At 56.2% G+C, this 22,643-nt stretch carries 20 protein-coding genes and 1 riboswitch; of the genes, 15 read left to right on the forward strand and 5 right to left on the reverse strand.

The window, feature by feature from the left end:
* Positions 1 to 2 precede the first annotated feature (2 nt).
* Positions 3 to 848, reverse strand: a complete 846-nt coding sequence (locus IV109_RS04270) for an HAD family hydrolase (protein WP_296692695.1) — start codon at positions 846 to 848, stop codon at positions 3 to 5.
* Positions 849 to 2,480: a peptide chain release factor 3 gene (locus IV109_RS04275; RefSeq protein ID WP_296692698.1), complete on the reverse strand. Its 1,632-nt coding sequence runs from the start codon at positions 2,478 to 2,480 to the stop codon at positions 849 to 851.
* Positions 2,481 to 2,574: 94 nt separating this feature from the next.
* Positions 2,575 to 2,671: riboswitch (S-adenosyl-L-homocysteine riboswitch) on the forward strand.
* Between the two features lie 77 nt (positions 2,672 to 2,748).
* Here IV109_RS04275 and ahcY point away from each other — a divergent pair.
* From ahcY to metF, 3 genes are read left to right on the forward strand one after another with little or no spacing between them, the layout of a single operon-like run.
* A complete protein-coding gene (ahcY, locus tag IV109_RS04280; RefSeq protein WP_296692703.1) occupies positions 2,749 to 4,194 on the forward strand; it encodes an adenosylhomocysteinase in 1,446 nt (481 codons plus the stop codon).
* A 13-nt stretch (positions 4,195 to 4,207) separates the two neighbouring features.
* Positions 4,208 to 5,065 carry a TlyA family RNA methyltransferase gene (locus IV109_RS04285; protein ID WP_296692706.1) on the forward strand — a complete coding sequence of 286 codons (858 nt, stop codon included), beginning with the start codon at positions 4,208 to 4,210 and terminating at the stop codon, positions 5,063 to 5,065.
* Positions 5,062 to 5,916, forward strand: a complete 855-nt coding sequence (gene metF / locus IV109_RS04290) for a methylenetetrahydrofolate reductase [NAD(P)H] (protein WP_296692708.1) — start codon at positions 5,062 to 5,064, stop codon at positions 5,914 to 5,916. The genes IV109_RS04285 and metF overlap by 4 nt, the downstream gene beginning before the upstream one ends.
* A 141-nt stretch (positions 5,917 to 6,057) precedes the next feature.
* Here the strand turns inward: metF and IV109_RS04295 are convergent, their stop codons facing one another.
* Positions 6,058 to 6,801: a PEP-CTERM sorting domain-containing protein gene (locus IV109_RS04295; RefSeq protein WP_296692711.1), complete on the reverse strand. Its 744-nt coding sequence runs from the start codon at positions 6,799 to 6,801 to the stop codon at positions 6,058 to 6,060.
* Positions 6,802 to 6,992: 191 nt separating this feature from the next.
* The gene (locus IV109_RS04300) at positions 6,993 to 8,597 is read right to left on the reverse strand and encodes an FAD-binding oxidoreductase (protein WP_296692714.1); all 1,605 of its coding nucleotides are present in this window, start codon (positions 8,595 to 8,597) and stop codon (positions 6,993 to 6,995) included.
* 234 nt (positions 8,598 to 8,831) lie between these two features.
* On the opposite strand from IV109_RS04300, the gene IV109_RS04305 reads away from it, so the two are divergent.
* Positions 8,832 to 9,155, forward strand: a complete 324-nt coding sequence (locus IV109_RS04305; protein ID WP_296692717.1) for a PilZ domain-containing protein — start codon at positions 8,832 to 8,834, stop codon at positions 9,153 to 9,155.
* A gap of 37 nt (positions 9,156 to 9,192) precedes the next feature.
* Entirely contained in the window at positions 9,193 to 10,200 is a 1,008-nt protein-coding gene (locus IV109_RS04310; protein WP_296692718.1) for an NAD-dependent epimerase, read from the forward strand.
* On the opposite strand, the gene IV109_RS04315 is transcribed toward IV109_RS04310, so the two are convergent.
* Positions 10,188 to 10,667 carry a low molecular weight protein-tyrosine-phosphatase gene (locus tag IV109_RS04315; RefSeq protein ID WP_296692721.1) on the reverse strand — a complete coding sequence of 160 codons (480 nt, stop codon included), beginning with the start codon at positions 10,665 to 10,667 and terminating at the stop codon, positions 10,188 to 10,190. The two genes, IV109_RS04310 and IV109_RS04315, sit on opposite strands and share 13 nt — an antisense overlap.
* Before the next feature lie 213 nt (positions 10,668 to 10,880).
* Between IV109_RS04315 and IV109_RS04320 the strand changes: the two genes are divergently transcribed.
* The 10 genes from IV109_RS04320 (at position 10,881) to xrtA (ending at position 22,582) form a co-directional block, all read left to right on the forward strand.
* Positions 10,881 to 11,492: an XrtA/PEP-CTERM system exopolysaccharide export protein gene (locus IV109_RS04320; RefSeq protein ID WP_296692724.1), complete on the forward strand. Its 612-nt coding sequence runs from the start codon at positions 10,881 to 10,883 to the stop codon at positions 11,490 to 11,492.
* Between the two features lie 78 nt (positions 11,493 to 11,570).
* Complete coding sequence (locus IV109_RS04325; RefSeq protein ID WP_296692727.1) at positions 11,571 to 13,145, forward strand: XrtA system polysaccharide chain length determinant; 1,575 nt, start codon at positions 11,571 to 11,573, stop codon at positions 13,143 to 13,145.
* Positions 13,146 to 13,152: 7 nt separating this feature from the next.
* On the forward strand, positions 13,153 to 14,055 hold the full coding sequence (locus IV109_RS04330; RefSeq protein ID WP_296692730.1) for an XrtA-associated tyrosine autokinase: 903 nt from the start codon (positions 13,153 to 13,155) through the stop codon (positions 14,053 to 14,055).
* On the forward strand, positions 14,039 to 15,562 hold the full coding sequence (locus IV109_RS04335; protein ID WP_296692732.1) for a TIGR03016 family PEP-CTERM system-associated outer membrane protein: 1,524 nt from the start codon (positions 14,039 to 14,041) through the stop codon (positions 15,560 to 15,562). The genes IV109_RS04330 and IV109_RS04335 overlap by 17 nt, the downstream gene beginning before the upstream one ends.
* Before the next feature lie 3 nt (positions 15,563 to 15,565).
* Complete coding sequence (locus IV109_RS04340) at positions 15,566 to 16,672, forward strand: XrtA/PEP-CTERM system-associated ATPase (protein ID WP_296692734.1); 1,107 nt, start codon at positions 15,566 to 15,568, stop codon at positions 16,670 to 16,672.
* The gene (wecB, locus tag IV109_RS04345) at positions 16,669 to 17,835 is read left to right on the forward strand and encodes a UDP-N-acetylglucosamine 2-epimerase (non-hydrolyzing) (protein WP_296692736.1); all 1,167 of its coding nucleotides are present in this window, start codon (positions 16,669 to 16,671) and stop codon (positions 17,833 to 17,835) included. The genes IV109_RS04340 and wecB overlap by 4 nt, the downstream gene beginning before the upstream one ends.
* Positions 17,836 to 17,843: 8 nt before the next feature.
* Positions 17,844 to 18,704 carry an XrtA system polysaccharide deacetylase gene (locus IV109_RS04350; RefSeq protein WP_296692738.1) on the forward strand — a complete coding sequence of 287 codons (861 nt, stop codon included), beginning with the start codon at positions 17,844 to 17,846 and terminating at the stop codon, positions 18,702 to 18,704.
* Positions 18,688 to 19,749, forward strand: coding sequence for a FemAB family XrtA/PEP-CTERM system-associated protein (locus tag IV109_RS04355; RefSeq protein WP_296692740.1), 1,062 nt, complete (start codon positions 18,688 to 18,690; stop codon positions 19,747 to 19,749). Before IV109_RS04350 ends, IV109_RS04355 begins: the two co-directional genes overlap by 17 nt.
* 8 nt (positions 19,750 to 19,757) lie before the next feature.
* Positions 19,758 to 20,975 carry a TIGR03087 family PEP-CTERM/XrtA system glycosyltransferase gene (locus IV109_RS04360; protein WP_296692743.1) on the forward strand — a complete coding sequence of 406 codons (1,218 nt, stop codon included), beginning with the start codon at positions 19,758 to 19,760 and terminating at the stop codon, positions 20,973 to 20,975.
* Positions 20,976 to 21,040: 65 nt separating this feature from the next.
* Complete coding sequence (xrtA, locus tag IV109_RS04365; protein WP_296692746.1) at positions 21,041 to 22,582, forward strand: exosortase A; 1,542 nt, start codon at positions 21,041 to 21,043, stop codon at positions 22,580 to 22,582.
* Positions 22,583 to 22,643 lie beyond the last annotated feature (61 nt).

The following is a 22,643-nucleotide window of genomic DNA, read 5'->3' on the forward strand; positions in this document are numbered from 1 at the left end:
GCCTAAGCTTTGCGAACCTGCAAAAGCGCAGCGGCGACTTCTGCGAAACCCGTGCCCCGCTCTGATGGGGTGATATAGCGCGGGTGGTGGGTCAGTTCCGCCTCAAAGCGGCGGATGTTGGCCACCCCCACACTGTGGGGGAAGTGCTCGAACATCAACTGGTCGTTGGTGGAGTCGCCCACGTAAACCCAGCGCGTCAATTCGGTATCCAGATCGCGAGCAAACAGCTCGCGCACGATCCAGCGGGCACCTTCAAATTTGTTGTGGGCGCCGTACCAGCCGTTGATGTGAATGCTGCTGACCGTGGCGCTCATGCCCGCACGCTGCATCAGTGCCACCACCTGGGCAATCCGGGCCGGTGGCAGATGTGTGAATTCGCTGTGGTCGATGGCAATGTCAGTTTCGCGTCCGGATGAGTCTCTTGAGAGCCGGGCGCCCGGCACTTCGCGCAGCACCTGCGTTGCCACCTCCTGCATTCGCGCGAAGTTGGCCGCACGCGTGGCAGTATCCTGTTGATATAGTTTTGATAGCTCCCCAGGCATATTCCACGAAGGCTGAGGACTGTTTTTATTCAAGGAAAAGGCGACTGCACCGTTTTCCGCCACGATCGCATCGACCGGCCAGGGCGCAATGCCACGCGCCGCATCACCGCGTGCAAAGGGCTCGCTCCAGCCAATCGGGCGGCCGGTGATTGGGATCACATGCAGGCCCGAGCTCTTGAGTTGCCCCAGTGCCTGCAACGCATCCGGGGTGATGGCGCCCTCGGTGGTCAGCGTATCGTCGATGTCGGTGAACACGCCCACGATGTTGCGGCGGTCAGCGGCAGGCCACGAGGTCAGGGGCAGCATCTAGCCCGCTGACTGCAGCGCCAAGCCCGCATGCTCGCGCAGCGGATGGAAATGAATTTTGGGAAAGCGCTCCTGCGCCAGTCGCACGTCGTAGGGGCTGGTGCACAGATAGGCCAGTGTGTCGGCCGCATCGCGTGCCATGCGCATGGGGTAGGCGTCGCAGAAGGCTTTTAATTCCTGCGGCGTGTCGGCGGTAATCCAGCGCGCGCCGGTGTACTGGCTGCCCTCCAAACGGATGTCGGCGTCGTATTCGCCTTTGAGGCGGTGCTGCACCACTTCAAACTGCAACTGGCCGACGGCGCCCAGCAGCATGTTGCCGCCCACCTCGGGGCGAAATACCTGGATGGCACCTTCTTCACCCAGTTGCGCCAGGCCTTGCTGCAGTTGCTTGGTACGCAAGGGGTTCTTCAGTACCACCGTCATGAACAGCTCGGGCGCAAAGAAAGGCAGGCCGGTGTACATCAGGTTCACGCTGCCGTCCGTGATGGTGTCGCCCAACTGCACTCCGCCGTGGGTGGTGAAGCCCACGATGTCGCCGGCATAGGCTTCTTCCACCGCTTCGCGGCGTTGGCTCATGAAGGTCACCACGCTGGTGGGACGCAGTTCTTTGCTGGTGCGCATGACTTTGAGCTTCATGCCCGGCGTGTACTTGCCCGAGGCCATGCGCACAAAGGCAATGCGGTCGCGGTGGTTGGCGTCCATATTGGCCTGCACCTTGAACACCACGCCGGAGAAAGCATCGTCTTCCGGCTGGATGACCTTGACCACGGGCTGGCGGTTGACGATGGCCGTGCTGGTGCGGGGCTGAGGGCTGGGGGCCAGATCCACCAGCGCGTCCAGTACCTCCATCACGCCAAAGTTGTTCACGCCCGAACCAAAAAACACCGGTGTCTGCTTGCCGGCCAGAAAAGCGGCATGGTCCCAGGTGGGGGAGGCGCCGGTGGCCAGTTCCATGCTTTCCATGGCCGTGGTCCATTCGTGGCCAAAGCGCTTTTCCAGCGCTTGCGGGTCGCTCAGCGGCATGGACTCGAAATCCTGCGGGCGACGGTCCTTGCCGCCATCAAACACCGTCATCATCTGCGTACGCAGGTTCACGATACCGCCGAAAGTCTTGCCCTGGCCCACGGGCCAGGTCATGGGCACGCAGGGCATGCCCAGCTCACGTTCGATCTCGTCCAGAATGTCCAGCGGCTCGCGCACCTCGCGGTCCATCTTGTTGACAAAGGTGATGATGGGCGTATCGCGTTGGCGGCACACCTCGATCAGACGGCGGGTCTGCGCCTCCACGCCGTTGGCCGCGTCAATCACCATCAGCGCTGAGTCCACGGCAGTCAGGACGCGGTAGGTGTCCTCCGAGAAGTCCTTGTGTCCGGGCGTGTCCAGCAGGTTGATCACATGGTCGCGGTAAACCATCTGCATCACGGAGGACGCCACCGAAATGCCGCGCTGCTTCTCGATCTCCATCCAGTCGCTGGTGGCATGGCGCGTGGCCTTGCGTGCCTTGACCGAGCCGGCAATCTGGATCGCGCCCGAAAACAGCAACAGCTTTTCGGTCAAGGTGGTCTTGCCTGCGTCAGGGTGGGAGATGATGGCAAAGGTGCGACGGCGCCTTGTTTCGGCTTGATAAGACATGAGTTTGAGCTGGATGCGACGGTTTAGCGCGTCTTCGGGGCGACGCTGGCGCGGGCCCATAGACAAGGAAAGTCTGGAAAAGGTAGAATTATCGCCTTCCGAGGAGCGTTGCAGTTCACACAGGGTGAACGAGGCTCGGACCGCGTGGTCAGGACCAGTACCTGCCACCGCATCAACCGCGCTCACCCACTGCTCTGTGAGGTGAGTCTTTCCCCAAAGTTACTCCCGCACAGACAGTGGTTTTCAAAAATACTTTTTGGAGTTACCCATGAGCGTGCTGAAACCCGTCAAAGATCAAGATTACGTCATTGCCGACCTGGCCCTGGCCCCCTGGGGTCGCAAAGAACTCAACATTGCCCAGACTGAAATGCCCGGTTTGATGGCGATTCGTGAAGAATTCGCCAAAGCGCAGCCGCTCAAGGGCGCGCGTATCACCGGCTCCCTGCACATGACCATTCAGACCGGCGTGCTGGTCGAGACCCTGCAGGCCTTGGGTGCGCAGGTGCGCTGGGCTTCGTGCAACATTTTTTCCACCCAGGACCACGCCGCCGCCGCCCTGGTGGCGGCCGGTACGCCTGTGTTTGCCTACAAAGGCGAAAACCTGGTGGACTATTGGGACTACACCCACCGCATCTTCGAATTCGGCCCCAAAGGCTCCAAGACCGAAGGCCCGAACATGATTCTGGACGATGGCGGCGATGCCACTTTGCTGATGCACCTGGGTGCCAAGGCCGAGAAAGACATCAAAGTCCTGTCCAAGCCTGGCAGCGAAGAAGAAATCTGCCTGTTCAACAGCATCAAGGCCAAGCTCAAGGTCGACCCCACCTGGTACAGCCGCCGCCTGAAGAACATCATCGGCGTCACCGAAGAAACCACCACCGGCGTGATGCGTCTGGAAGAAATGTCGGCCAAGGGTACGCTGGCCTTCCGCGCCATCAACGTGAACGACTCGGTGACCAAGAGCAAGTTCGACAACCTGTACGGTTGCCGCGAGTCTTTGGTCGATGCCATCAAGCGCGCTACCGACGTGATGATCGCGGGCAAGGTTGCCGTGGTCGCCGGTTATGGCGACGTGGGCAAGGGTTCCGCGCAGGCCCTGCGCGCCTTGAGCGCCCAGGTCTGGGTCACCGAAATTGATCCTATCAACGCCCTGCAAGCGGCCATGGAAGGCTACAAGGTTGTCACCATGGAATACGCAGCCGACAAGGCCGACATTTTCGTGACCGCCACCGGCAACAAGAACGTCATCAATTACAAGCACATGGAGGCCATGAAAGACCAGGCCATCGTTTGCAACATTGGTCACTTTGACAATGAAATCGACGTCGCCTCGCTGGAAAAACTGAAGTGGGAAGAGATCAAGCCTCAGGTGGATCACGTGATTTTCCCAGCCAAGGGCAAGAAGCCCGCGAAGCGCATCATTCTGCTGGCCAAGGGCCGTTTGGTGAACCTGGGTTGCGGTACTGGCCACCCCAGCTTTGTCATGTCGTCCAGCTTTGCGAACCAGACGATCGCCCAGATCGAGCTGTTCACCAAGCCCAAGGAATACAAAAATGGCAAGGTTTATGTGCTGCCCAAGCACCTGGACGAGAAGGTGGCGCGCTTGCACCTGAACAAGGTGGGCGCCATGTTGTCCGAATTGACCGCGGAGCAAGCTGCCTACCTTGGCGTGAACAAAGCTGGCCCGTACAAAAAGGACACCTACCGCTACTAAGCGGTAACAACCGATGCGTATAGACCAACTGCTGGTAGCCCGCGGCTTGGCGAGCACTCGCTCACAAGCGCAGCGGCTGATTGCCGACGGTGTGCAGTGGCATAAATTCAGCAGCGGCGGCGAGGAATGGAAAACCGTCACCAAAAACGGTGACGAAGTACCCGATGACGCCCCCGTGCGCTTGCTGAACGACGCCGAGGCACGTTACGTGTCCCGGGGTGGCCTGAAACTGGAGGCCGCCTTGAAACACGTCGGCTTGCCGGTGGCGGGCTTGGCCTGTCTGGATGTGGGGCAATCCACGGGTGGTTTCACCGATTGCCTGCTGAAGCACGGTGCCAGGTCCGTGGTTGGCGTGGATGTGGGCAGTGCCCAATTGCACCCCAGTTTGCGCGCTGATCCGCGCGTGCTGTGTGTCGAAAAGGTCAATGCGCGCGCACTGACAGCTTCTGATTTGATAGCGGCTTACGAAGACAGTACCGGGGCTGATGGGCAATTCAGCCTCGAAGAAGGCGAGCCTGACGACGAAGGTGAAGGTGCTCAAACGTCCGAGTTTGCGCCCGAGTTCGACCTCATCGTGGCTGACCTGTCCTTCATCTCGCAAACCCTGGTGCTGCCGGCTCTGGTGCCTTTGCTCAAGATGGGCGGCACCTTGCTCACTCTGGTTAAGCCGCAGTTTGAACTGCAGCCGGGCCAGGTGGGCAAAGGCGGCATCGTCAAAGACGCCGCTTACTTCCCGCTGATCGAGCAACGCCTGCGTGAAGCCTGTACCGACCTCGCACTGACGGTGACCGACTGGTTCGATTCGCCCATCGAAGGCGGCGACGGCAACCGCGAATTTTTCATCTGCGCCCGCAGACTGGACCCAACATGACCGTGACTTCTCACACCCCTGTCAGCATTGAATTCTTTCCGCCCAAGACCCCGGAAGGTGTAGAAAAGCTGCGCGCTGTGCGCCAGCAGTTGTACGCTCTCCAGCCCGAGTTTTGCTCGGTCACCTTTGGTGCCGGTGGTTCCACGCAGGAAGGCACGTTCTCCACCGTGCGTGAAATCCTGGCCGAAGGCGTGCCGGCTGCGTCCCACTTTTCATGCGTGGGGGCCACCAAAGCCACGGTGCGGGAGCAATTGACCGAACTCAAGGCCATGGGTGTGAAACGCCTGGTCGCCTTGCGAGGCGATCTCCCCAGCGGCTACGGCGCTGGCGGCGAGTTCCAATACGCCAGCGATCTGGTAGCCTTTATCCGGACGGAGACCGGAGATGACTTCCAGATCGAAGTGGCCGCTTACCCCGAGATTCATCCGCAAGCCAAATCCCCTGCCGCAGACCTGCAGGCCTTCGCTGCCAAAGTCAGGGCTGGCGCCAATTCCGCCATCACCCAGTACTTTTACAACGCCGACGCCTACTTTCGCTTTGTGGAGGAAGTCGATGCGATGGGGCTGGCTATTCCGGTCGTGCCTGGCATCATGCCCATCACCAGTTCCACCCAGCTCATGCGTTTCAGTGACGCCTGCGGTGCCGAAATTCCCCGCTGGATTCGCCTGCGCCTGCAGAGTTTGGGGGACGACATCGCCTCCATCAAAGCCTTCGGTCTGGATGTGGTCACTGATTTGTGCGAACAGCTTCGCGCCGGTGGCGCTCCCGGTCTGCATTTCTATGCCATGAACCAGAGCGTGGCGACGCTGGCAATCTGCAAACGACTCGGTTTGCCCGGCTCAGCGCGTTAAAACTTGGGGGCGGTTCAACCGCTCTTGCGCTGGGGAATTGAGTGTTGGTAAATACTCTTTCTACGAAGCTCAACGTACCCAGACGTAAAAAAGCCCGCCGAAGCGGGCTTTTTTGAGTGTAAAAAGAACCGACAGTTCTAATTAGACCGATTTGCGGCGACGTGCTGCAGCCAGACCCAAGAGGCCCAAGCCAACCAGGGCGAGGGATTCTGGTTCAGGGATCGAGTTGCCATCAAAGGTAGCCACGCCTGTCGCGTTCAGTGGCGAGCCACCGGGGAAGCGAGTGAACGAGCTGGAGAACAGCAAGTCAGCACCGTCCAACATCGCATTCGTATTGATGTTGCCAGCTGCCAATCCACCTGTCACATCCAGCAATCCACCGCCTTGGAGCAATGCTGGGAAGAAGTTGGTGCCGGTCAGGGTAATCAGGCTGTTACCGATAGAGTGACCCACCAAAGACAACCACAGCACGCCGTCGCCCGTATTGGCGGCTGTCATGTTCAGCCCACCATTTGTCTCAGGTGTAGAGTCAACAAAAATTTGAACCACACCACCGGTGTACTGAATCTGGGTGCCGCCACCAGCAATGCCGGGAACTGCATTGCCGCCAATAGGGGTGTAACCGGAATACTTGATGGTCAACTCGCAACCCGCACAAAAAGATGCCTGGTTAGTGTTGTTCAGAATGGTGATAGCACCATAACCGCTCAACTCGCCAGTTCCTGGGTTGATGTTTTGAACTGTAGTGGCACTGGTACCAGAAAAGTCAAAGGAAGAATCTGGATCCCATGTCACGCCACCAACATTGATCATGCTGGCTTGTGCTGAAGTTGCCAAAGCTGCTGCTACTGCAACACCTGCAAGTACTTTTTTAAACAATTTCATAATAACTCCTTGAGATTAGTGATCTGTAGAGGGAGTATTTCGCCCTGCACGCATCAATATATGCACAGACTGTGCCAGATTTGATGGAAATTCATAAGTGCTTGAATTTACTAGGATTTTTTTGCCGGATCTGCGAAATTGCAAAATATGGGTTACCCCGGTGTAAAGGAGGTCGACAGTTATTTGGGGGGCTAGCGGTACCGCCCCGGTGACAGGATGTCATGCGGGTCCAGGTCCTTGCGCAGTCGGGACTGGAACACTTTGGAGTCAGATTGCAGGTCCATCAGCGTTTGCATGGTGTCTACGCCTACCCGGTAGGGAAACCAGCCATGAGTCCGCCCCGTTTCAAACAATTCCTTGTAGCAGGCGGCCGCTGCGGCAACCGCTTCAGGCCGACTGCGTTCGAATATCAAAGGCACCGTGCTATCAAATAGGCGATCGCTAAGGGATGTGAAGGTGATTAAAGGCTCGATCCCGTGCTTCGGCGCAATTTTCTTGACCATGTTGACATAGGCGCGAACCCCAGCAGGGCGCATGGGCACCAGCGGGGCGTACCACGTCAGTCCACAGCCGTCGCGTGCCGGGTTCTTCGGTTCGTCTGGCTGGGCGGGTGCGAAATCGGGGTTGCGCCAATAGGCCAGTGGCAGCGCGGTTTCATTGGGGCGGCCGGCGACCAGTTGGAGTGACTTGGCCAAGGTGCTGGTCATGCTGGTCAATCGCTTGCCCATTTGCCCAGGAATCCATTTGGCCAGATTCGCCAGAGTCCGGGCTCTTTCAGGGGTCAGGAACATCATTCGGCTGGCCACGCCCGCCAGTGCCGTTTTCATTTCTTCCTGCGCGGCGGCCACCACCCGTCGGGTGCCATACAGGGTGGCAAATCCTGTCCAGGGCATGGCCTGGTATTCGCGCCCCAGTGCGTCAATCGTTGCTTGGGGAATCAGGCCATCGGGCCCCACCCTGTCGACCGGGTAAGGGGCAGACATGCTCAATACCCGATGCTGGTTCATCAGGTTGATGGCGCCTACCGTGCCGGGCAGTTTGATCAGGATGGCCCGGATCGCCTCTACGGCGGGTTCCAGCAAGGCGTCGTCGCGCAGACCGAAAAAACACACCTTGACGCACTCGGGTCGGCGCGACAGGACGATGGACATGCGGGTGACGATGCCGAACCCGCTTTGCGTGAACAGTCCGGTGAAATAGGGACCCACACCATATTTAAACAGCCGTGCCAATTCTTCGCCGCCTGCCTCTCGCAGGGCTGTACGGTACAGCGTGCCATCGGCCAATACCGCTTCAATGTCCGTTACCGCGCCAAAGTGGTCTACATGGGGCGTCACGCCGTAGCCGCGCTCCAGTGCGTTGCTGAGCAGGCTGCAGCTAGGACCCGCACCCGTCACCGGCACAAGATAAGGGTGATTCCCGGCCTCCAGAAAATCTGCGAGCATGCCCTGCGTCACCCCTGGCTCTACCGTGATCACGCCCAGCTCTGCATCAAAATGGATGATTTTTGTCAGACGCCCCAAATCTAGGATGACGCAGCCATTCTGCGCCGGGAGCGAACTGCCGTAACCCCAGTTCTTTCCGGTGCTGATGGGATATACCGGAACATGATGCTCGCTGGCGATGCGCATGACGGCCGGCAAACTGGCGTGATCAGTGATCTGCAGAGCCGCAGGTATGTGGCGCACGCCCCCGCTGGTGTCGCTTCCGTAGGTGGCAGTCACTGCTTCACCAAGCAGAACCTGTCGCTCGCCAAGAAGTGCTTGCCATTGATTGATCGCCAACGATAGGTTCATTGCTTGCTCCTGGGGTGTCTTTTTCAGTTTACATGCCTATTCAATGCCCAGGCCTTGTCGGTTTAATTTACAGCCCGACAACGCTAGCGGCTTAATCAGAGCGGGAAGACACCGAAAAAGTAGGTAAGTCGTTGATTTTTCACGGCTTAGCCGGCTTTGATTTTTCGTCGGCACAGTTTATGCTGAGGGTTTGTACAAAACGCAGGGTCTGGCAGCTGATGTCGTTGTTGAAGCATGGAACACAAGAAAACACAAAACCAACCCCCGGGCGTCAAGCACGATCGGGGCGCAGACCGATTTGACACCGCCTTGGCTGTTGAGATGGGGGGTGTGCAGGGCTTGACTCGCAACATCAGCGCAACCGGAATTTACTTTGAAACTGAAACCACTCAGGAGCCGGGCTCGCGTGTGCAATTTACCGTCGAGGTGAATGTGCGGGGCGAGAAATTGAAGTTGGTTTGCGAGGGTGAGGTCACGAGGGTTGACCGCAAGGATGGCACGCTGGGTATTGCTGCCAAGCTGGTGAGTTCGTTTTTTGCCGATGTCAGCAAAGGTTAAGATCAGCGCGAATTAACTGCTGGTTGAACATCGGGCTATGAAAATACTATTGACGGGAGCGGCTGGCTTCATCGGCATGACCACGACCTTGCGCTTGTTGGCGCGTGGCGACGAAGTGGTCGGCTTGGATAATCTCAATGATTACTATGACGTTACCTTGAAAGAAAGCCGGCTGAATCGCCTGACTTCGCACCCAGGTTTCCGCTTTGTGAAGATGGATGTGGCTGATCGGACGGGTATGGCCCAGCTGTTCGAGGTCGAGAAATTTGATCGCGTCATTCATCTTGCGGCCCAGGCGGGTGTGCGTTATTCCCTGCAAAACCCGCATGCCTATATAGACAGCAATGTGGTTGGTTTCACCAACATTCTCGAAGGCTGTCGCCACAACAAGGTGCAGCATCTGGTGTATGCGTCAAGCTCCAGTGTGTATGGTGGCAACACGAAAATGCCGTTTTCCGAGCATGACAGTGTCGATCACCCCATCAGCCTGTACGCGGCCACCAAAAAGGCCAATGAATTGATGGCGCACACCTACAGTCATTTGTTTGGCCTGCCTACCACGGGGCTGCGTTTTTTCACGGTGTATGGCCCTTGGGGTCGGCCGGACATGGCACTATTTTTGTTTACCAAAGCCATCTTGGATGGTCGCCCCATTGACGTCTTCAACTACGGCAAGATGCAGCGAGACTTCACTTTTGTCGACGACATTGTTGAAGGCGTGATTCGTGTGCTTGACCGTGTCGCGGCTCCCAATCCCGCTTACGACGCTGCGCTTGCCGACCCTGCTACCAGCAATGCCCCTTACCGCGTGTTCAATATTGGCAACAACAACCCCGTGCCCCTGCTGGATTTCATTGCTTGTATCGAGGATGCAGTGGGAAAGAAGGCTGAAAAAAACCTGCTGCCCCTGCAAGACGGTGATGTGCCCGCAACTTACGCGAACACGGACGCCTTGAATGATTGGGTTGGATTTGTACCTGGTACCAGCATTCAAGAGGGTGTTGGCCGCTTTGTGGCCTGGTATCGCGAATACTACAAAGTGTAGTTAGGAGAGCCCCAGCGCTTGACCAGCCCGCCGGCGCCGGCCTCGCACAAGTCCAGAACGCGATCAAATCCTGCCAGGTTGCCGTAGTAGGGGTCTGGCACCTCAGTTTCAGTGATTCCGTCGGCAAAGTCGAGAAAGAGGCGAACCTTGTTGAGGTGCGGCGGGGGGCAGATTCGCCGTAAATCGGTCAGGTTGCTGGAGTCCATCGCCAAAATCAGGTCGAAACGCTCAAAATCCTGTAACACAATTTTGCGTGAACGAATGCGTTTCGCATCGTAGCCCCTGCTCGATAAAGTTGTTTCGGCCCTGGGGTCCGGCCGCTCGCCAGCGTGATGTGCGTGAGTCCCCGCTGAATCGAAATGCAACTGTTTGGCGAGTCCCGCCTCAACGGCCATTTTCTGGGCGACCGCTTGTGCCATCGGAGAGCGGCAGATATTTCCCATGCAGACCATTAACAGCTTCGTCATAGTGTTTGATTTTATGGCGGGCGCAGTTTCAATGCTCTTCTCCCTCGCCGCCCTGCATTAGTGTGAAATAGTTACGTCTTTCAGCCAGGCTGCTTGATAACGTGAGAATTGTTGGTGTTTTCCTAGGCAAATGCGCTATATTCTGCGATTCGAGGATCGACCTTCGCCTCCAACTCGCACAGGGGATACGCTTTGAAAAGTTTACACACCACCATGACAGCCGCGTTCCGTTGGGTTGCGCTGGGTTTGATTGCCGGTTTGCTTACCGCATGCGCCGGATATTCATCGTATCCGGCCGCGCCGCCAGTTGCAGCAACACCCGGCTATAACTACATCGTTGGCGCTGGTGATACGCTCAATATCATCGTCTGGCGCAATCCGGAGTTGTCCATGTCGGTCCCGGTGCGACCCGATGGCAAGGTCTCCACACCATTGGTAGATGAGCTGGTGGCGCAAGGCAAAACCTCTGTCGAAATTGCCCGTGACGTCGAAAAAGCGTTGAGCAAGTTGGTGCGTGACCCTGTCGTGACGATCATCGTTACCAGTTTTGTTGGCCCCTACAGCGAGCAAATTCGCGTGGTGGGGGAGGCCGCAAAGCCTCAGGCGCTTCCCTACAAGCAAAAAATGACCGTGCTGGATGTGATGATCGCCGTGGGTGGTCTGACTGATTTTGCAGATGGCAATGGCGCATCCATTACGCGTGCCTCTGAGGGAGATAAACGTTACTCTGTGAGACTCAAGGATCTGATCAAGCGCGGCGACATTTCTGCGAACGTGGAAATGAAGCCGGGCGATATCCTCATCATCCCGCAAGGCTGGTTCTAAGGCCCTTTCACCCTGCTTGCTGCATCGCCTGATAAGGCGGCTGCAGCGTTTGAACCCTGATCACAAAGACGCGACCTGATGGATGAGCTGATTGGCCAAATAACTACCGTTGTCCGTGGCATGTGGAAGCATCGCTGGGTGGGCCTGATGGTGGCGTGGGTGGTTACCGTCATCGGTGCGGTAGTGGTGCTTGCAGTGCCTGACAAGTACGAGGCCACTGCCCGTATTTTTGTTGACACCCAGTCGATCTTGAAGCCCTTGATGTCTGGCTTGGCCGTGCAGCCCAACGTTGAGCAGCAAGTCGTAATGCTGAGTCGCACCCTTATCAGTCGCCCCAATGTTGAGAAGCTGATCCGTATGGCTGATCTGGATTTGGGCAGCAAATCCAAGGAAGCGCAAGAGGCGCTGATTGAGCGACTTACCAAGACGCTTGAAATCAAGAATGTCGGCCGCGACAATTTGTACGTATTGTCATTTCGTGATCCAAGCCCTGAGAAAGCGAAAAAGGTAATCCAGTCACTGGTCTCCATCTTTGTTGAATCCAGCTTGGGTGACTCGCGCAAGGATTCCGACACAGCCAAAAAATTCATTGATGAACAGATCAAGACCTATGTGGCCAAGCTTGAAGAAGCCGAAACGCGTTTGAAAGAATTCAAGGTTCGCAACATCGAGCTTCAAACAGCCGATGGCAAGGACATGGCCGGGCAGCTTGGCGCCGTGAGTGCGCAGCTCAGTCAGGCCCGGCTGGAGTTGCGCGAAGCGGAGAACGCGCGCGATGCAGCCAAGCGGCAACTGGATGCGGAGAAATCACAAAATGCCAATGTGACGTCACGCAGTCTTTTGCAGGAGTCGGCATTGTCGATTTCCACGCCTGAAATCGATAGCCGGATTGACGCGCAAAAACGCAATCTCGACAGCTTGCTGCAGCGGTTTACCGAGCAGCATCCTGATGTTGCCAGTGCCCGACGTCTGATCAAGGAGTTGGAGGATCTCAAACGCAAAGAAGTGGCCGAGTTGCGCAAGACTGCAATGGCCAATCCGGCCGCTGCGTCATCCAATAGTTTGGCGTATCAGGAGCTCAATCGCATGTTGGCCACTTCGGAAGTGCAGGTGGCATCACTTCGCGCCCGGGTGGGTGAATACGAGGCACGTTTCAATCGAGCGCGTGAGCTAATGAAAGTCGCACCCCAGATCGAAGCCGAATTTGCCCAGTTGAATCGTGACTACGACATCAACAAGAAGAACTACAACGATCTCGTTGCACGTCGAGAGTCGGCATCATTGTCTGGCGATCTGGAAAGCGCTGCGGGCGTCGCAGATTTTCGTTTGATCGACCCACCAAGGGCTTCTGCTAATCCTGTGGCGCCTAACCGCCTGTTGCTCATGCCTTTGGCTTTGATTGTTGCCCTGGGTGCCGGGTTGATGGTCACCTTCATCCTCAGCCAGGTGCGCGCCGTTTTCTACGATGCCCGCGCCATGAGCGAGGGACTTGGCTTGCCTCTGCTTGGTGTAGTCACTTTGGTCATGGGTGATGGTGCAACGCTGCGTAGAAAGACTGAATTGAAAAAGTTCCTGGGTGCTACAGCGGGTTTGCTGCTTGTATTCGTTGCGGGGATGATCGCTTTGTCCCTGCTCTCAGGGCGCGCAGGATGAATCAAATATGAGTAGCCTGATCGAACAAGCCGCCAAACGCCTGGAGCAGCTTCGCCAGGCCGGTGCCGATGTGCCTGTCGCATCACCGGTTGCGCCCCCTCCTATTGCCAAGCAGCTGCCTGTGCCAGATGTACAGATAGCCTCGCCTGCATCCTTGTCCCGTCGGATTGAGATCGATCTGGATGCCCTGTCACAGGCCGGTATTGTCAGTCCCAATGCGCCGCGATCCCAAATTGCAGATCAGTTCAAGGTGATCAAGCGACCATTGATCAAAAATGCCATGGGCAAAGGTGCATCGGTCATTCCGAATGGCAACTTGATCATGGTGACCAGTGCTTTGCCAGGCGAAGGCAAAAGTTTCACTGCCATTAATTTGGCCTTGAGCATCGCCATGGAGTTGGACAATACAGTCATGTTGGTAGACGCCGATGTTGCACGACCATCGGTCATGAATGTACTGGGTCTTGAGACGGGGCCGGGGCTGATGGACCTGGTGGTTGATGAGTCTGTCGAATTGTCAAGCGTGCTGCTAAAGACCAATATTGACAAGTTGACTATTCTGCCAAGCGGTACGCCACATGCGCGGGCCACCGAGCTATTGGCAAGCGATGCCATGATTCGACTGCTGGACGATATGGCCAAGCGCTATCCAGATCGAATTATTGTTTTTGATTCTCCCCCGCTACTTCTTACTACCGAGGCCCGGGTGCTCGCATCCCACATGGGGCAAATTGTGGTGGTCGTGCGAGCGGGCCAAACCTTGCAGTCTGATGTGAAACTTGCGTTGTCCACCATTGAGGCGTGCCCAATCAAGTTGATGCTGCTGAATCAGGTTACCAGTTTGTTCAAAGGCCGTGCCGGATACGGTTATGGATATGGTTATGGGCACGGGTATGAGCAGCAAGAATAGCCTGCTGTTCGCCATGTCGGTCGCTGTGGCGGCTGGCGCGCATGCGCAGGAATCTGGCGCAGGGGCGGGGGTAAAACGTACGGTGACGCTGGTGCCGCGGGTTTCTGTTTCTGAAACCCTGACCGACAACGTGCGATTGAGCAGCACTGGCAAGCAGTCGGAGCAAATCACTGAAATCAGCCCCGGCATTCGGCTCAGCATTGAGAGTGCTCGGCTCAAAACTTTTTTTGACTATTCGCTGAGTGAGGTTGTTTACGCCCAGAACTCGTCACCTGGACGCTCCCAAAATGCGTTGAATACTTTTGGTACTTTTGAGGCTGTCGATAATTGGGCATTCCTTGATTTCAGCGGTTCGATTTCGCAGCAGGCGATCTCGGCATTTGGTACGCAGTCCATCGGCAGCACATCGATTAATTCGAACAAAACCGAGGTCTCCAACTACCGGCTGTCGCCCTATCTGCGAGGCCGTGTTGGCAGTCTGGCTAATTACGAGGCGCGTCTCAGTCGTACTTTGACGCAGAGTGATTCGGCGGCCGGTTCGGGTGTTGCGACGACCGATGGTTCCGTCAAGTTCAGTGGCGGTAGCGGCTTCAGGAGTCTTGGTTGGTCGGCAGACCTGAGTCAGCAGCGTGTGGACTACAGCGCAGGGCGGCCCACGGAGGTGGATCAGGTAAATCTTGGTTTGTCTTACGCTTTGACGTCTCAATTGAATGTCTTCGCAAGTGCTGGACGCGAGTCGAACAACTACACCAGCATTGACAAGAAAGCCTATGACACGAGTAGCGTGGGTTTGACTTGGACACCTTCGGAAATGACCAAGTTGTCTGCGTCCCAGAGTCACCGGTCCTTTGGGGATGGGTTTGCGCTGAGCCTTGAACATCGGACGGCGCGCACTGTTTGGCGATTCTCGGATTCGAAAGATGCTTCTGCAACGCCAAGCCAAGCGGGTATCGCCAGTTTGGGGACTGTCTACGACCTGCTGTACAGCCAGTTTGCATCGCTGCAGCCCAATCCCGTTTTGCGGGCGCAGTTGGTGAATACCTATTTGCAGGCCAACAATATCAGTCCTACTGCGACCGTGGTAACCAGTTCGCTGACTTCGGCTGTGTCTTTGCAACGTCGGCAGGATTTGTCATTTGTATTGCTGGGTGTGCGTGACACGGTCACGTTCATTGCGACGCGTAACGAGAGCACCCGGCTCGACACCGTGTCGGTGGGTATTGATGACTTTTCGAGTTCATCTGTCGTGCGTCAAAATGGTTTCAATGTCAATTACGCGCATCGGCTGACCCCTGACTACTCTTTAGGTGTTCTTTTGTCCCGCCAGAATACCTCCGGGGTTTTGAGCACACAGGACTCCCGCCTTCAGTCTCTCAATGTCAGCGTCTCGGGCAAGGTCGGCAAGCAATCCTCCGCGACCTTGAGCGCGCGACGGGTTGTTTCTTCGGGGATTACTTCGTCCTATGGCGAAACCGCCGTCACCGGCAATTTGAATGTGCAGTTCTGATCCATGTACGAAGCTTTTTACGGCTTAAGCAGCAAGCCTTTCCAGCTCAACCCCGATCCCAGTTTTTATTTCGGTAGCAAGCAGCACCGTCGGGCCAAAGCTTATCTTGAGTACGGCGTGCAAAGGAATGAGGGCTTTATCGTCATCACGGGTGAGGTTGGCGCGGGCAAGACCACTATTGTGCGTGGTTTGCTTGCCAGTCTCGACCCCGATAAGGTCGTTGCCGCCAATCTGGTCACCACGCAACTCGACGCAGAAGACACCTTGCGCATGGTTGGTGCAGCCTTTGGTGTTCGGGTTAAAGATATCTCAAAAGCAGATGTGTTGATGGCCCTGGAGGCCTTTCTGGTCAATCAGACCAGCCAGGGCAAGCGGTGCCTGCTGGTGGTTGACGAAGCCCAAAACCTCACTCCGCGGGCAGTGGAAGAGCTTCGCATGTTGTCGAATTTTCAGTTTGGTCAGCAAGCCCTGTTGCAGACCTTTTTGGTGGGGCAGCCCGAGTTTCGCACCATCCTGCAAAGTCCCTCCATGCAGCAACTCAGGCAGCGAGTCACTGCAACCTGCCACATTGGGCCACTGGATCTGGGCGAAACCCAAGGTTATATTGAGCATCGATTGAAGTGTGCCGGTGCAGCGGGTCGCCCCACCTTTGACGCCGCCGCCTTTGAGGCCATCTTCAAGGCCTCTGGCGGAATTCCGCGCCGGGTCAACCTTATCTGCGATCGTTTGTTGCTGCTGGGTTTTCTGGGAAGCAAAGATGCCTTTGGTCTGGAAGATGTCAATGAAGTCGTGAGTGAAATACACGAAGAATCTGCGGTCCCCGCCAGCAAAGCACAGGCTGATCGGTCTGACTGGGACGACTCCGGAATACAGGACTTGCGAGCCACGACTGCGCTCGACATTGACCTGGCCAAATTGCATATCAAACCCGGTCTTGCTGGCGCCATTTCGAGTCAAATTGACGGCTTGGAGGCTGAGCAATACGATGGGCGCCTGCGGCGTCTTGAACGAAGCGTGTTGCGGCTGGAGCGCATCAATCTGGAGATTCTTGTCATGCTCCAAAAACTGGTTACGGCTGTCTCCAAGCCTGCCCCGGAGAACAATCAATGAGTACGTTGGGTCCGGTGATTTGTGTCGTAGGCGCTCGTCCCAATTTCATGAAAATGGCCCCCATTTTGCGGGCGATGGCGGCACACAGCCCGCCTATTCCCGTGCTGCTGGTACATACGGGCCAGCACTATGACAAGGACATGAGCGATCGCCTGTTTGAGGATCTTCGCTTGCCTCGGCCGGATGTCAACCTCGAAGTCGGCTCCGGCACGCATGCTATTCAAACCGCTGAGGTGATGCGCAGATTTGAGCCCATCGTGGATGCGCACAAACCATCCTGCGTGGCCGTGGTCGGTGATGTCAATTCCACGCTTGCCTGCTCTTTGGTGGCGGTCAAAAAAGGGATTCCGGTTGTGCACATTGAGGCCGGTCTTCGCAGTTACGACCGTGCAATGCCCGAAGAAATCAACCGCATTCTCACGGATCAGATTTCGGATCGGCTTTACACCACCGAGCGCACGGCTGAAGAGAATTTGCGTTTGGAGGGGATCCCGTCCGACCGGGTTTGTTTCGCGGGAAACGTGATGATCGACTCCGTGGTTTTTGGTCGCGCCAATGCCCGTAGCGCCAAAGAGACCTTGGCAGCCTGCAACGCGAATCCTGCAGTGTTGAATCATCCTTTGGGATATGGCGTTGTGACCTTGCACCGGCCTTCCAATGTGGACCATGCTGAAACCCTGCGCGATCTGCTAGGGGGCCTTGGCGACGTTGCTTCCAGTTTGCCTTTGATCTTTGCGCTCCATCCACGAACCCGTGGCAATATCGAGCGTTTTGGTTTGATGGGCATGATCAATCCTGATTGCATGGTTTTTTTGCCACCGCAGGGCTATCTTGAAATGTTGGGGCTCATGGCCGGTGCGACCGTGGTTTTGACCGATTCTGGTGGCCTGCAAGAAGAGACCACTGCGCTAGGGGTCCCGTGTTTGACGCTGAGAGAAAACACAGAGCGGCCCATCACGGTGGAGCAGGGCACCAACATTCTGGTGGGGCGCGATCGCACTGCCATTTTGACCGGGGTGCAAGAAATTCTGGCTGGACGGGGCAAGCGTGGTCGAGTCCCTGAGTATTGGGACGGCCACGCCGCCGAACGTATCGCTTCAGATTTGTACCAATGGCTGATGGGTAAGCAAGCCAGTCAGGCTTTGCCGTTGGAAGTCAAATAGCGCGTGGTATGTTGACCCCTATTACCAATGCGCTGACGATTGATGTTGAAGACTATTTTCAAGTCTCCGCATTTGCGCCCCACATTGCCCGTTCCGAATGGAATAGTCGCGAATGCCGCGTTGAGCGGAACATCAACCGCATTCTGGAAATCCTGGCCAACCATGACACCAAAGCAACCTTCTTTACGCTTGGTTGGATTGCAGAACGCTACCCGCAATTGATTCGCCAAATTGTCCAGCAAGGACATGAGCTGGCCAGCCACGGCTATGGCCATGAGCGTGCCAGCGACCAGACGGAAGATGCGTTCTATTCCGACATTCATCTGGCCAAGGTTCTGCTGGAGGATTTGTCAGACACGGAGGTCAAAGGCTACCGCGCACCCAGTTTTTCCATTGGTTCCGACAACCTTTGGGCGTTTGATTGCCTGGCGAGAGCCGGTTACCGTTACAGCTCAAGCATTTACCCCATTCAGCATGACCACTATGGCATGCCGGATTCCCCTCGGTTTGCCTACGAAGTGCGGCCAACCCTGATGGAAGTGCCGATCACCACACTGCGCATGTTCGGTCGAAATTTTCCTTCCAGTGGTGGGGGCTATTTCAGATTGTTGCCTTATGCACTTTCGCGGTGGATGCTCAATCGGGTGAACGCGCAGGACAGAGAGTCCGGTGTGTTTTATTTCCACCCATGGGAGATCGACACTGAGCAGCCGCGCATCGAAGGCATTGGCGCAAAAACCCGTTTTCGGCATTACGTGAACATCTCCCGCATGGACGGTCGTTTGAACCAACTGCTGAGCGATTTCAACTGGGGCCGTATGGACCAGATTTTTCTGGACCGTTTTACCAAACATGTTGCAGTCGTCTGAGAACTTATCGCTGACTGTCAAACGACTGCAAGTCCAAGACCTCGCAACCGCTACGCGATGGGATGAGTTCGTACTGGCCTGCCCGGAAGCTACTTTTTTTCACCGCGCAGGCTGGCAAAACATTGTTCGCGATGTGTTTCGCCACGACACCTATTTCTTGTATGCCGAATCAAACGGGCAAATTCAGGGTGTGTTGCCGCTGGGTCACGTCAACAGCTGGCTCTTCGGCAATGCGCTGACTGGTTTGCCTTTTGCAGTGTACGGCGGCGTTGCGGCGACAAGTGCTGAGGCTGCCGATGCTCTGGAGCATGAAGCCCAGCAACTTGCTCGCGAGCTCGGCGTGGCACATCTTGAGCTGCGCAATGTCAACCGGCGTCATGCCGACTGGCCGACTCAGGATCTGTACGTAACTTTCCGAAAGGAAATTCTGGCGGACGAAGAGGCCAATATGCTTGCCATTCCGCGCAAGCAGCGCGCCATGGTTCGCAAAGGTATCAAGAATGGGCTGGTCAGCGAAATTGACACCACGGTTGACCGATTCTTCGCCCTGTTTGCCGACAATGTTCACCGTCACGGAACACCGGCCATGCCCAAGAAATATTTCAAAGCATTGCAACGCGAGTTCGGTGCGGACTGTGAAGTGCTCACCGTCACTTCATCCGATGGCCGTCCGCTGAGCAGTGTGCTCAGTTTTTATTTTCGTGACGAAGTCTTGCCCTATTACGCCGGGGATGACGAACGCGCACGCGATCTTGCTGCCAATGACTTCAAATACTGGGAGCTCATGCGCCGTGCATGTGCCCGCGGTCTGAAGGTGTTTGACTATGGTCGCAGCAAGCAGGGCACGGGTCCCTATGCGTTCAAGAAAAACTGGGGCTTTGAGCCCACGCCGCTGCACTATGAGTATTGCCTTTACAAGCGTGACGCCATTCCGCAAAACAACCCGAACAATGCCAAGTACAAACTCATGATCAGCACATGGCGCCGGATGCCCCTTGGCCTGGCTAACTGGCTGGGTCCTTTTGTTGTACGCAACCTCGGCTAAGCGGCTATATGGGCAACCTGCTTTACCTGGTGCATCGCCTGCCCTATCCACCCAACAAGGGCGATAAGGTGCGCTCGTACCATTTGCTGAAACATTTGGTCCAACGGCATCGGGTGTTTCTGGGCACGTTCGTCGATGATCCCGCCGATGAGGCCTTCGTGGATACGGTGCGAGAAATATGCCCTGATGTTCATGTTGCCCGACTTCATCCGCGCATGGCCAAAGTGCGCAGCTTGGTTGGCCTGCTGACCCATGAGGCCCTCGGTCTGCGCTACTACAAGAATGCAGGCTTGCAGGCTTGGGTCAACGAGACGCTGCTCAATCATCAGATCGACGGCGTGGTCATTTTTTCCTCTGTGATGGCGCAGTATCTCGACAAGACACCTGGCAATAACACGCATCCTGTGCTGGTCGACTTTGTGGATGTCGATTCGGCCAAATGGGCGCAATACGCTTCAAATCACAAATGGCCCCTATCATGGCTTTATGGACGTGAGGGTGAGCGATTGTTGGCCTATGAGCGTGCTGTGGCCGCGCGTGCGAAGCACTCGTTTTTCGTCACTGAGAATGAGGCCAACTTGTTCCTTGGCAAGGCGCCTGAATGTGCTGGCAAGGTTGATGCGCTAAGCAACGGTGTTGACTCGGATTATTTTTCTCCAGATCCAACACGGGCATCGCCATTTGCAGGCGATGATGCCGTGCCCGGCCAAATCTCGTTGGTCTTTACGGGGGCAATGGATTACTGGCCCAATATCGATGCTGCCATTTGGTTTGCGAATGACATCCTGCCCGCGTTACGCATTGAATGGCCGCAACTACGGTTTTATATTGTGGGGCGCAGTCCTCCGCCCTCTGTTGCGGCCCTGGCTTGCGATGCTGTGGTCGTCACCGGCACGGTGCCGGATGTCCGTCCCTACTTGCAGCATGCGGCAGTGGTCGTGGCGCCCTTGCGTATCGCACGTGGCATTCAGAACAAAATTCTGGAGGCCATGGCCATGTCGCGGCCCGTGGTGGCGTCAAAGTCATGTGTGGAAGCGATCAATGCCCGCGATGGCGAAGACCTTGTGGCTGCGACCGATGAAAAAGATTTTGTTCGTGAGATTGATGCTTTGCTTAAGTCATCTGCGCGGGCGAGCGCCATTGGGCAAGCTGGCAGGGTGCAAGTCGTCAAGAGCTACAGTTGGGCCGCCCACTTGGCCGGTATTGATCGCTATCTGGCGCCTTAACTGCTCGTACGGGACAACGCATGAATCTTAAAATCAGTCAGCCAATGCCGTCGATCAGCCCCTCCATGGATAAAGTTTGGCGCCAAGCTCTCGCAATCCTGAGCTTGTTGTTGGCCTGGACCTTGTTTCTGTACCGCGATACCGGCCTTGCCATGGCCACTATCTGGGCCAGATCGGAAACCTTCACCCATGGCTTCCTCGTGCCCCCGATTGTGTTGTGGCTTATTTGGCGACAGCGCCAGGCTATTGCGGCACAACGACCGCAGCCGTCTATCGTGGCAATTTTCGCGGTCCTGGTTGGTGCTTTTGTCTGGTTGCTGGGTGATCTGGCGGCAGTCAATGCGGTTACCCAACTCGCATTCACTGCGCTGCTTGTTCTACTGGTGCCCGCAGTGCTGGGATGGTCGGTCACGCGTCTGATCGTCTTTCCCTTGGTCTTCCTGTTTTTTGCTGTGCCAATTGGCGAGTTCCTCATGCCTCAACTCATGGAATGGACTGCAGATTTCACGGTGCTTGCTTTGCGACTCACCGGGATTCCCGTGTATCGCGAGGGCTTGCAGTTTGTCATTCCTTCTGGCAACTGGTCCGTGGTCGAGGCGTGTAGTGGTGTGAGGTACTTGATTGCCTCGCTCACCGTGGGCACCCTTTTTGCCTACCTCAACTACCAGTCAACAACGCGTCGCGTCCTCTTCGTCATTGTTTCGATTCTTGTGCCAGTCCTTGCCAACTGGATGCGCGCCTACATCATTGTGATGTTGGGGCACCTGTCTGGAAACAAATTGGCGGCTGGCGTGGATCATCTGATTTATGGATGGCTCTTTTTTGGCGTTGTCATCATGCTGATGTTCATCATCGGCGCTCGGTGGGCGGAGCCAGACAAAGTGGTGGCCTTAGACGAATCTGCGGCCACTATGCGATTGCCCATGCCCACGATGGCCGGGCTTAGCTGGGTCAGCGCCTGCGTTGCCGGATTGCTGATGCTGCCCCAAGTCACCTTGTGGGCAATTGATGGCGGTGAGGGTAACGGTTCTGCTGTCCTTGTGGCGCCTGCCGTCCTGGGTGAAGGTTGGCAAAAGCAGCCAGTGAATACAGTCACCTTCAAACCAGCGTTTCAAAGCCCCACCGCCGAAATCAACACCAGTTACGCCAGGCAGGATCGCATGGTGGGGATCTACTTGGGCTACTACGGGAGTCAGAGCTACGAGCGCAAGTTGGTCAGCTCCAACAATGTGCTGGTGGTCAGCAATGACGCCCAATGGTCTCAGGTGGCCAGTGCCAAACGCTCAGTGACTTTGGGGGAAAACAAGCCGGTGGATGTACGCACTGCAGAACTTCGTGCGTCCGCTTTGGCTCGGCATGCCAATGCCGAGCGACTCGTTGTATGGCAGATATATTGGATAAACGGCACTTTGACCGCCAATGACTACCTTGCCAAAGTTTATAGTGCGTTCTATCGTTTGACGGGGCGGGGTAATGCGTCTGCGGTCATCATTGTCTACACTTCCAAAGATCAAGTGGGTGGCGCTGACGCGACGCTGGAATCATTTTTAGCAGCCAATTACCAAGCTATCAATCAGCTTTTGCGCAATAGGCAGCAAAGCAAGTGATGGCTTCATATTGGGGTGCATGTATTCTTTTAATTTTTTTGAACGCTGTGGAGATTTCGAA

The sequence above is a fragment of the Rhodoferax sp. genome (genome assembly GCF_018780565.1).
Lineage (GTDB): Bacteria > Pseudomonadota > Gammaproteobacteria > Burkholderiales > Burkholderiaceae_C > Rhodoferax.

Bases quoted from the DNA above. Each gene is read 5' to 3' on its own strand.
- IV109_RS04335 (WP_296692732.1), top strand. From the start codon at position 14,039: ATGAGCAGCAAGAATAGCCTGCTGTTCGCCATGTCGGTCGCTGTGGCG.
- IV109_RS04355 (WP_296692740.1), top strand. From the start codon at position 18,688: ATGTTGCAGTCGTCTGAGAACTTATCGCTGACTGTCAAACGACTGCAA.
- IV109_RS04330 (WP_296692730.1), top strand. From the start codon at position 13,153: ATGAGTAGCCTGATCGAACAAGCCGCCAAACGCCTGGAGCAGCTTCGC.
- xrtA (WP_296692746.1), top strand. From the start codon at position 21,041: ATGGATAAAGTTTGGCGCCAAGCTCTCGCAATCCTGAGCTTGTTGTTG.
- IV109_RS04320 (WP_296692724.1), top strand. From the start codon at position 10,881: ATGACAGCCGCGTTCCGTTGGGTTGCGCTGGGTTTGATTGCCGGTTTG.
- IV109_RS04305 (WP_296692717.1), top strand. From the start codon at position 8,832: ATGGAACACAAGAAAACACAAAACCAACCCCCGGGCGTCAAGCACGAT.
- ahcY (WP_296692703.1), top strand. From the start codon at position 2,749: ATGAGCGTGCTGAAACCCGTCAAAGATCAAGATTACGTCATTGCCGAC.
- IV109_RS04300 (WP_296692714.1), bottom strand. From the start codon at position 8,597: ATGAACCTATCGTTGGCGATCAATCAATGGCAAGCACTTCTTGGCGAG.
- IV109_RS04325 (WP_296692727.1), top strand. From the start codon at position 11,571: ATGGATGAGCTGATTGGCCAAATAACTACCGTTGTCCGTGGCATGTGG.
- IV109_RS04295 (WP_296692711.1), bottom strand. From the start codon at position 6,801: ATGAAATTGTTTAAAAAAGTACTTGCAGGTGTTGCAGTAGCAGCAGCT.
- IV109_RS04270 (WP_296692695.1), bottom strand. From the start codon at position 848: ATGCTGCCCCTGACCTCGTGGCCTGCCGCTGACCGCCGCAACATCGTG.
- IV109_RS04285 (WP_296692706.1), top strand. From the start codon at position 4,208: ATGCGTATAGACCAACTGCTGGTAGCCCGCGGCTTGGCGAGCACTCGC.
- IV109_RS04340 (WP_296692734.1), top strand. From the start codon at position 15,566: ATGTACGAAGCTTTTTACGGCTTAAGCAGCAAGCCTTTCCAGCTCAAC.
- wecB (WP_296692736.1), top strand. From the start codon at position 16,669: ATGAGTACGTTGGGTCCGGTGATTTGTGTCGTAGGCGCTCGTCCCAAT.
- IV109_RS04360 (WP_296692743.1), top strand. From the start codon at position 19,758: ATGGGCAACCTGCTTTACCTGGTGCATCGCCTGCCCTATCCACCCAAC.
- metF (WP_296692708.1), top strand. From the start codon at position 5,062: ATGACCGTGACTTCTCACACCCCTGTCAGCATTGAATTCTTTCCGCCC.
- IV109_RS04315 (WP_296692721.1), bottom strand. From the start codon at position 10,667: ATGACGAAGCTGTTAATGGTCTGCATGGGAAATATCTGCCGCTCTCCG.
- IV109_RS04310 (WP_296692718.1), top strand. From the start codon at position 9,193: ATGAAAATACTATTGACGGGAGCGGCTGGCTTCATCGGCATGACCACG.
- IV109_RS04275 (WP_296692698.1), bottom strand. From the start codon at position 2,480: ATGTCTTATCAAGCCGAAACAAGGCGCCGTCGCACCTTTGCCATCATC.
- IV109_RS04350 (WP_296692738.1), top strand. From the start codon at position 17,844: ATGTTGACCCCTATTACCAATGCGCTGACGATTGATGTTGAAGACTAT.